General features: G+C 47.0%; 12 protein-coding genes. 2 read left to right on the forward strand and 10 right to left on the reverse strand.

All coding sequences use genetic code 11. From position 1 onward, the window contains the following. The 3 genes from mobA to ubiU all read right to left on the reverse strand — a co-directional run. Nucleotides 1-334, reverse strand: a 334-nt coding sequence (gene mobA / locus ACWA6V_RS12025) for a molybdenum cofactor guanylyltransferase (protein WP_449522713.1), incomplete at its 3' end; no start/stop codon positions are given. Continuing rightward, nucleotides 335-1,228: a U32 family peptidase gene (locus tag ACWA6V_RS12030; RefSeq protein ID WP_449522714.1), complete on the reverse strand. Its 894-nt coding sequence runs from the start codon at nt 1,226-1,228 to the stop codon at nt 335-337. It lies immediately after the preceding gene. Nucleotides 1,229-1,246: 18 nt separating this feature from the next. Then, nucleotides 1,247-2,254, reverse strand: a complete 1,008-nt coding sequence (gene ubiU / locus ACWA6V_RS12035; RefSeq protein ID WP_449522715.1) for a ubiquinone anaerobic biosynthesis protein UbiU — start codon at nt 2,252-2,254, stop codon at nt 1,247-1,249. An 84-nt stretch (nt 2,255-2,338) separates the two neighbouring features. On the opposite strand from ubiU, the gene ubiT reads away from it, so the two are divergent. Beyond that, nucleotides 2,339-2,851 (forward strand): ubiquinone anaerobic biosynthesis accessory factor UbiT, encoded by a 513-nt coding sequence (ubiT, locus tag ACWA6V_RS12040; RefSeq protein WP_449522716.1) that lies wholly within the window; start codon nt 2,339-2,341, stop codon nt 2,849-2,851. A gap of 120 nt (nt 2,852-2,971) precedes the next feature. Here the strand turns inward: ubiT and nrdD are convergent, their stop codons facing one another. Both nrdD and nrdG read right to left on the reverse strand, forming a co-directional pair. Continuing rightward, nucleotides 2,972-4,816, reverse strand: a complete 1,845-nt coding sequence (nrdD, locus tag ACWA6V_RS12045; protein WP_449522717.1) for an anaerobic ribonucleoside-triphosphate reductase — start codon at nt 4,814-4,816, stop codon at nt 2,972-2,974. A gap of 36 nt (nt 4,817-4,852) precedes the next feature. Further along, a complete protein-coding gene (nrdG, locus tag ACWA6V_RS12050; protein ID WP_449522718.1) occupies nt 4,853-5,320 on the reverse strand; it encodes an anaerobic ribonucleoside-triphosphate reductase activating protein in 468 nt (155 codons plus the stop codon). 236 nt (nt 5,321-5,556) lie between these two features. Here nrdG and ACWA6V_RS12055 point away from each other — a divergent pair, with 236 nt between their 5' ends. Continuing rightward, nucleotides 5,557-5,946 carry a hypothetical protein gene (locus ACWA6V_RS12055; protein ID WP_449522719.1) on the forward strand — a complete coding sequence of 130 codons (390 nt, stop codon included), beginning with the start codon at nt 5,557-5,559 and terminating at the stop codon, nt 5,944-5,946. A gap of 22 nt (nt 5,947-5,968) precedes the next feature. Here the strand turns inward: ACWA6V_RS12055 and ACWA6V_RS12060 are convergent, their stop codons facing one another. The 5 genes from ACWA6V_RS12060 to narJ form a co-directional block, all read right to left on the reverse strand. Next, nucleotides 5,969-6,238, reverse strand: a complete 270-nt coding sequence (locus tag ACWA6V_RS12060) for a hypothetical protein (protein WP_449522720.1) — start codon at nt 6,236-6,238, stop codon at nt 5,969-5,971. 1 nt (nt 6,239) lies between these two features. Continuing rightward, entirely contained in the window at nt 6,240-6,962 is a 723-nt protein-coding gene (gene ytfE, locus ACWA6V_RS12065) for an iron-sulfur cluster repair protein YtfE (protein ID WP_449522721.1), read from the reverse strand. A 27-nt stretch (nt 6,963-6,989) separates the two neighbouring features. Continuing rightward, on the reverse strand, nt 6,990-7,757 hold the full coding sequence (locus ACWA6V_RS12070) for a peptidylprolyl isomerase (RefSeq protein ID WP_449522722.1): 768 nt from the start codon (nt 7,755-7,757) through the stop codon (nt 6,990-6,992). A gap of 34 nt (nt 7,758-7,791) precedes the next feature. Next, nucleotides 7,792-8,481: a respiratory nitrate reductase subunit gamma gene (narI, locus tag ACWA6V_RS12075; RefSeq protein ID WP_449522723.1), complete on the reverse strand. Its 690-nt coding sequence runs from the start codon at nt 8,479-8,481 to the stop codon at nt 7,792-7,794. A gap of 11 nt (nt 8,482-8,492) precedes the next feature. Next, on the reverse strand, nt 8,493-9,028 hold a 536-nt coding region (narJ, locus tag ACWA6V_RS12080), incomplete at its 5' end, for a nitrate reductase molybdenum cofactor assembly chaperone (RefSeq protein ID WP_449522724.1).

The raw sequence follows: 9,028 nt of genomic DNA on the forward strand, positions 1-9,028 counted from the left end.
CAGAAGCGACACTGAGAAACCATTTTCCCGATGAATTGCGTGCGCGCAGGTATTGCATGCTGCTAGCGATGCCCGCAAGCGGGCCTGAGAATGAGGAATATAGGTCTTCAACCACACTGATATGTGCAGGTCGATGTGTGGGGTGTCTAAAAATATCCTCTGCCAGGGTTGAGCCGGGAGCGATATTCAAAAGAATTTCATCAACTTGCGGGGTAAGTCGTGCTAATAAGGAGTCGATGATGCGCTCCTTGCCCAAAGAGCACAGGCATTTGGGTTGTCCGCCCATTCTGCTTGAGCGACCACCGGCCAATATTACCGCGATTGTTTTTTCCATTTAGTGGCTTCCGCTACTGGCGATGATTAATTCTTTGCCCGCTTGATCATGCCAGAAGCCGTTGCAGTCAGGCTTTTGCAAGGGAAATGTTGTTGGATTGTGCAGTTGTTGCTGAAAACGTTCCAACCACAAAAAGGTATCATTTTCTTGCGGGCTTAAACGAATAATATCAATGGTATTTTGCAGTCCTTGTAAATCGTTAATGAGGTTGTGGCGATAACCTGACTGGGTTTGAATACCATTCAAGGTAAATAATGTCTCACCTTCCTGGCTGGTTACCGCTCGGCCTGTTGGATATTTTTTGCAGCACAAATCGCATTGATCTTTGGATTTACCCTCGGCACGCGCGCTAAAACAGCGCGCCGACCAAGCCAGTGGTAAGTAGCCAAAGGCAAAAAGTTCGGTAGTAAAACATTCGCGTACATCGTTTATTTCACTGCTCTCTAATATACTGTTTATCCAGCGCAGGGGTAATTCAACGGGAACTACCCAGCGTTGCATCCCCATTTTCATTAAATAGCGCAAACTGTGTTGGTTATAGCAATTGAGTGTATTGCCCGCCACAAAAGGCAGCCCGCGTTCGTTCAGTAAACCCACGGCGCCTATATCATTTGCTTCAATTAAAAATTCGCCGTTGTCGCAGTAGCGATTTAACTCGCGTAAATCTGCCGGGGATTCCAGCAATGTCATACTGGAGAGCACTACTTCTTTTCCGGCTTCACGCAGTTGGTGGGCGATGGCGATGTAATCCTCCAAGCGCAATTCGCGTCGCTTGGGGCATACAGTTTCACCTAAATAAATAATATCCACCGAGGATTCGGCGGCAGTGCGGTAAAAATCCATTACGCTGTTTTTATCCCAAAAATATAAAATCGGGCCGAGTGAAAATTTCATAATCAAAACCTTTTGCTTTTATCGCCACTGACGTTCATAAGCACCCAGTGTGGTTTGGCTGCCTTCAGCCAGTTGCGCGAGTGCAGCCTGCCATTCATTTTTAACCAAAAATTTTGCAGGGTCGGCGCGGCAGCAATCAATGGCTTGGCGCCATGCGCGGGTAACTTGCGCAACATAGGCTGCGCTGCGTTGGCGGCCCTCAATTTTTAATGAGCGAACGCCCAGGGCAAGCAGTTCCGGCAATAGCTCCATCGTATTTAAACTGGTGGGTTCTTCCAGTGCATGGTAGGGCGCAGTGTTAGCTTGATCGGCGAGTGTAAAGCGGCCTTTGCACAGTCTTGGGTAGCCCGCTGTTTCATTAGTGCCAAAGCGATCAATTAATACATTATTTAAACGGGATTCCAACACGCCATTGCGGTCTTCCCAGCGCACAAATTCGGCAGGTGAGCAGGCACCAAAGGTATTGGGTGATTGCCCGGTTAAATAAGAACTTAAATAGCAACGCCCCTCCGCCATAATGCACAGGCTGCCAAAGGCGAACACTTCCAAAGGTGTAGTGCAGGAGCGCGCCAGATTTTTTACTTGCGCGATAGACAATACCCGAGGCAATACCACGCGCTGCACATTAAATTGTTGTGCATAAAAATCGATGGCGGCCGCATTAGTTGCCGATGCTTGTACCGACAAATGCAGCTCTGCTTGCGGATAGCGCTCAGCGGCATATTGCAGAATGCTCAGGTCAGCAATAATTAATGCATCTACTCCGCAGGCAATCGCTTCATCGACTGCACTTGTCCAATGCTGCCAGGTATCCGGGTGCGCAAAGGTATTAATCGCCAGATGCACCTTGCACCGATGTTGATGCGCATAGTGTGCGGCTTCTTTCAGTTTTAAGGCGTCCAGATTCAAACCGGCAAAATGGCGCGCGTTAGTTTCGTTGCGCAACCCTAAATACACCGCATCGGCGCCATTTTCAATGGCTGCTTTTAGTGCAGGAATATTGCCTGCGGGGCATAACAATTCCATCGCCTACCTCCAATGGTTTATAGCCAGCTTGGTGTTAGCTTGTCATGATTGGTAATGCTCTATTGTCGATCATGAGGTACAAAAATGTTATACCAACAAAGGGTAAGCAAAGGGGTAGATGCTCTTGCACAAGCGATGATTCCACATCTGCCTGGAGCAATGAGTTGGGCTGCGCGAGTGGTGCCTGACCGGTTGCAACAATTGGCGCTGGCGCGCAGCCTTAACTATACGTTGCGCGAGGCTATTGCTGCGGGCGAATTAGATTTTTTTTGCGATAAATTGCTGAATGTTTGTGTTAAGGATATAGGTGTTCAATTTAGCGTTCGCTACTGCAATCATAAGCTGGTTGTGGCGGAAGCACAGGCCGAACCCGATCTGCGTTTTAGCGCAAGCAGTTACGATCTGTTACTGATTGCAACCCAGAGGCTTGATCCTGATATGCTGTTTTTTCAACGGCGGTTGGAAATGAATGGTGATACCGAATTGGGTTTGGGGATTAAAAACCTATTGGCCAGTATTGAGTTAAATACACATTTACCACCGCGTATCGCTGCGGCCGTACAACAAATTGCTGGATATGTTGCGCGTTATCGCTAAATTAATCCCGCAAAAAACTGCACACCGGCTAAGGGGTGCCGGGTGCAGAAAGGGCTGAGGGGGTTTAACATCCATGGGTTTTGAAACGTTAATCGAGTGTTAATTGGCTAATAAATTATCTCAGGCGGCAGCGGTCGAATCATGTCGCTCAGCCTGATGTTGAGGGCTATTAACCGAAGTAGTGCGTGCTTTTTTCACATGGTAATGACGCAGCTTGTGCTCTTTGCGACGCCCGGCACTGAAGGACGATATGCGTTTTAAATACCCAATCACGCGCGTGCCGTAGTCCACATCGTCTGAGCCACACGCGGAGCATTTATGCAGTGTGCGTTTGTCGATCTGTTGGCATTGGTTACAGATAGTAATTTTTACGTTGATGCAAAAATAGTTACAGCCAGTTTTAGCAGCAATGTTGATAAGATTTATGTAGGCATCTGCACTTAATGCTTCATCCAGATTTAAATGGAGTGCGGAACCACCGTCGAGATAATCAATCAACTCGCGACCATGCATAATAAATTTATCGAGTGGGTTGGTGTGGTCATCCTCCACCACATAAAAATACGAGTTATAGCATTCACGCTCCACTTTATAGCCATCGGCTTTATCCCATTTGGCGTTTTTAACCCCGAGGTTTTCAGCCGGAACAAATTCAGTATTGAACAAGTAGCCAAATTCTTCTTTGGCGGCGCGGTTAGCGTTGTAAATGACTTTTAAATGATTTTGCACAAATTCAATGTATTCCGGGTTATTGCTGGCACGAATACCTTGCGACTCGGCGGCCTCTACCATGCCGTTAATGCCGATGGTGAGAAATTGTTTATCCAGGCTGATAAAACCGGCGGAATACACATTGAGCATGCCAGCGGCTAAATAGCCTTCCATTAATTGGCGATAGGCGACTTGGTAGCAGTGAATTTTTTTCACTTCGGTGAGTAAGTCGCGTTTATCCTGTACCAGGCGATTCATATTAATTGTGATCACATTGATCGAACCAGTTGCAACTCCACCAGCTCCCAGTGTGTAAGAAAATGTGTGGTCGCTAATTTCGTTGCGCAGGCGACAGCAGGAGGCGAGCGAATCGGCATTGTCGGAAAGATAAATAAAGAATGCGCTACCTTGAGCCAGATGTGAGCCAATAGACGCGGCAAATGGGTGGTCTTTACATTGACCATTTTCGGTGAGCATTGCCACTGTCACTACCGGAAAGGTCAACAAGGTTTTGCTGCGCTCGGCATTAAACCAATGCAGGAAAAAATCTTGCAGTTGTGCAACGCTAGTCCATTCCGGCTTGGTGAAATCCGGAAATACAAATTCACCGAACATCGAATCAAAATAATGTTGGTCGTAAATGGAAATGTTCCAGAACACGCTTTGATAGCCGCGCGCTGCTGCTGGTTGATTAAGCGCGTAAACCACATGTTGTAAATGGTTGGCGATTTGTTTGGTGTGGGTATTCAGGTAGTTATCACCGTAGTCCCTGCGTGCGAAATAATCAAAATAGGTAAGAAATTCGACGGTGGCTATAGCACCGGCAAATTGTGAACTCACGGCAAAGACAAAATTCACAAAGGTGCCGCAAAAGGATTCCAGATGTTGTGGCGCGCGCGATTCGCCGCCCAGCTTGGTTAAGCCATCCAGCAAAAATGGATACATGGTGAGCGAGGCACAGTAGGGCTTCAGGCTGGTTTCATCGTGCACATAAATTTCATGCTGTTCAATCTGGCGAATATATTCCGCCGCCATACTCTCGCCAAATAACTCCGCAATCTTTCGGCGCACTTGTTCGCGGTTAACTTGTACGAAAAAATCCTTCATTAACTCCGCCTCCAATGTCGCAATATTTTTTTGCGTCACATTGGCATTGGCGTCCATGGTGGAACCGTCGGCTGCATTCTCTGCAGCAAGATAGTGTTGAATAAATTCTAATTTTTCATCGAGTTGAGCAGGGTTCAGGCGCAGCATAAAAACTCCTCGTTATAGATAATGGTTAGTGCGTAATTAACAATGGACGGTAGTGTGAAACTTGTAATTCAATAATTCGTTGGTGCGCAAATCGATAAAACGTTGATTGGTATTGGGATTGTCCAAGCCGCCGCGCGCTGCAATCCATGCACCGGTTTTCACATAGGTCAAATGCGGCAATAAGCAGTCGGGTATTAAATCAAAACCGCTGTAGAGACAGGTGTTTAAGTTGGCGCGCCGTGCTTGCTCAAGCAGCGGTTGCAATAAAACCGGTAGCCATTCGCCGCCAAAAAAGACAACACAGCTAATCAGCCCGCGATAAGCGTCCAAACGACTCTGGAAATAATCACTATAGAGTGGTTCACCTAATTTGGGGTTGCGATACTCGCTGCTATGGCAGCCTTTGCAGCGCAGCGGGCAGCCAGTAATGGTGTAGGCGAGTGAGGTTTCACCAGGCACTTCCTGCCAGACAATCTGTTCATTCACAAAGCGCATAAATTTCATGAAACACCATATCTAGTATTTATATTTTCTTTTGTGTCTATATGTGGTGTAAGGCTAGTGTGCGAACGGGCTGCAATATTTGATCTATGTCAAACTTTGCGCAGACCTACCTACAAGGGGGTAGGGTGGCTGATGCGAGGGAGGCTAAGCCTTAGTGGGTATTTCATCGCGCGCGTGTAATGCGTAAATTGGGCTATTGAGGAATAAGATGAAGCGCAACAAGATGAGGCTTGGCAATGGAACACTTTGATGATTTTTTAACAGCAGCGCGCGCGCAAGCCGATGCGCAACGTTTATTGCTGGTGTTTGTGGATATTGATGAGGTAGCCGGTGGCGATACCAACGAGGGCGGTTTTCTTACGCCGAAAATGTGTGTAGATAAAACACCGGATGAAATTACCAGCTTCGCTGATCTGATCGCTGAAGCGGCGAACACTGGTCAAGCCTGGTCACTAGTTTTTGCCGCTAGCCTTGCGGGTAAAGGCGCGCAGGCGCCGAGTAGTACGGATGCCAATAAACCGCTGGATGCCATGATTGCAGGCATCAACACCGGTATGATTCAGCAGTATTTGGTATTTGATAAACAGGGAGGGATTTTATCGCTCACGGCGAATGACGAAGGTTGAATTAGTCGCTCCACGAAAATGATTACACCAGATTATTTAACTGCAACACTTTGTAAATTTTTTTAGCACTGCGCGCCAGTTTATTAATATCACCCAAGCTGGGAACCTCACCGCGCGCAAGGCTATATTCCCAGTGAATAACTTCCTGCTCCAAATACTCCAACAATTTTTTTGCACAGCCGACGCACTTTCCGGAACAGACGCGCGCCTCATCCAGTTCATCAAAGGGAATTTGTGTGCGTATCTGTACCACCAGTGCTGTCATTGCGCTGGTGGTATTTGGCCTCTTCATTTCAACTACAGGTACCACAACAAGTTGAATTGGGCTGTGGTTTGCTAAATTGCTCCTCCTGTTTGACAAACAGTAGATTATTTTCCAAGTGGATATGCTCCATCAAATCATTGCGCAACTTTTGCAGGCCTAAATACAGTGCGCGCCAGGTATTGCAGGCCCCCACTGGTGATTGCATATTGTTGGTGAGCCGTTCCAATTCACGCAGTGCCGCGCCATGATCGTCGTGTTCGTGGCGCATCACACTAATGGGGCCTAGTACTATAGAGCCAGCTTGCTGTTTAATCATGGGGAATAAAATCTGCTCCTCTTTTTGCATATGCGTCTCTAACTCTTGTGCCATATGCAATAGATGATCACTCAAACCATGGGGGCAATCGGGTTTATCGATATGCACTCGCTCCACTTTAGTTGCCAAACGCACCAATTCTGGCAATTCAGCTCGATGGACCTGATGGAAATTTTCTAAAATAAAATCAATCAACTCTGGCAGGGGCATATTCTCTGTAGCAGCCACATCACCTTTGCTAGCGATACTCCATAGTGCATTGGCAATAGCGTCGCTATCCAGATTTTTTTCTTCTGCTGCGCGGCGTAAACTTTTATTCCCGCCGCAACAAAAATCCAGTCCTTGGTGATGAAAAATAGCGGTAGCGCCGGGAATTTTTCGTGCTAGTTGCCCCAGACTTCTGTTGAGCAAGTCGTGTGCTGTTTCTAAACTCATGGTGTAACCCTCGCAAGCTAAAACGGTTTATTGCATTAGCGTTGATGTTGGTACCGAAAAATCATAACCTTCTATTTTGGCGTCGTTAATTAATTGCTGAATGTATTGTGCTATGGCTTTGTGGCGAACTCGCTCCTGTAAAAATTGTGCGATCTTGGTTTTTACATCATCAAATTGCAGTGCTTGCCCTGGTGTGATGCGATTGACTTTCACAATATGAAACCCGTAGCGGCTTTCCAGTGGTTGGTGATGTAAGCCGACCGGCAAGAGCAATAATTGCCGTTCAAACTCAGGCACGGTTTGGCCGCGGCTGATAACACCCAAGTCTCCGCCTTCTTGTTTAGACGGGCAGGCGGAGTGGGTTTGTGCAAGTTGGGCAAAATCCTGCCCCAGTTGTAATTTTATCAACAGGGCTTCAGCATCTTGTTTTGCCGTAATACGCGCAGCTTCATCTTCCGGTGCTGCAGCGACTAAAATATGCTGCAGTTCAAGCAGTGGCGAACTCATAAAACGCTGGGCGTTGGCGCGAAAGTATTGCTGGCATGCCTGCTCGTCAGCAGTAGGTAATTGCACCTCTTGTGCAAGTAAGGCCTCAATAAAATCCTCATCGGAAGCCTCTGCGTTGTTGTCCCCTACTTGCAACTCCAGCTGTGCCGCACGTTGGCGTAACAACTCACTAATAATTAGCGCCTCGGCGGCTTTAATCATCGCTTCACGCTGTGAATCCGCAGGGTGGTATTGCATTTCAGCCAAAATATGTTGTTCGCTTATGGTGGCTTGATTGACTTGAATCATCGCTTTCTCTCCGGTGCGTTATTTACGTTTGCCATTAATGCCAGGCTTTTTTGCGCACAATTTGATAATGGCGCCCTACGTATTTCACCGGCACGCTAAATACATGCACCAAGCGGCTGAAGGGAAACACCACAAATAAACTCATTCCCAAAAACACATGGAGTTTATAAATCCAGTGTACGGAAGCTATAGCGGACGCAGCTTGCGCAGGATCAAAGGTGGCAATGTTTTGTGCCCAGCTCATTAACAACAACATCTCTTCGCCATCGGTATGCTGTGCAGAAATAAAAATAGATCCCAATCCTAATATTAATTGCGCGTAGAGTAGCAGCAATACCGTAATATCCATGTTGCTGCTAGTGGCTCGAATACGAGGGTTGAATAAACGGCGACGCAATAGAATGGTTAATCCAATAAAACAAATTACCCCAAAAACGCCACCGAGCGTCATAGCGATAAGTTGTTTATGATGGGCGTGGATGCCAAGCAGATGCCAAACTTCAACGGGTGTTAACAAGCCAACAAAGTGACCCAGCAATACCGTGATAATACCTACGTGAAATAAACGGCTACCGGTTTTAAGTTGTTTACTTTCTAACAACTGGCTGGAGCTGGCCTTCCAGGTGTATTGTTCGCGGTCATAGCGAATCCAACTGGCTATAAAACAAATGATCAGTGCCAGATAAGGGTAAAGTCCAAATAATAAGGTGTTGAGATAATTCATAACGGCTCCTATTACCGCGCACTGGCTTGTAAGTTGAGTAATTCATCGACGTTGAGAAATTCAACATGATCACGGCTTTGTTGTGGCGTTGGGCGTGCGGTTGAACTGCTGCAACTATCGGCATTTTTTTCTGCACCGAAATTCACCACTTCATCCTCCCAGACTTTATCCAAGGCCTCGGGTGTGTCATCGCGTTTTTCTTGCTCTAATTGGGCGTGTAATTCGTCGAGATTCACCTCAACACCCGAGAGCAAAATCAAACAGTGAAATAGCCCGGCATAGGGGTTGTTGCGTTTTTCCAACCGACAAGCCAGCACCGCTAAAATTGGTGCGACTTCCTCCAAACCGATACGCGCATTTTCTTCGCCTTGAGTGGATAAAAACTCCAGGTACAGGGGTAAATAGTCGGGCAATTCTTTTACGCCTATATCCAAACCGGCATCTCGGTATTGCTGTTGTAGATTCACCATAGCTTGGCCTCTATCGCGTGACTCACCATGAATATGTTCAAACAAATGCAGCGATAGTGCGCGTCCGCGTTCGAACA

It is taken from the genome of Cellvibrio sp. (assembly GCF_053579595.1).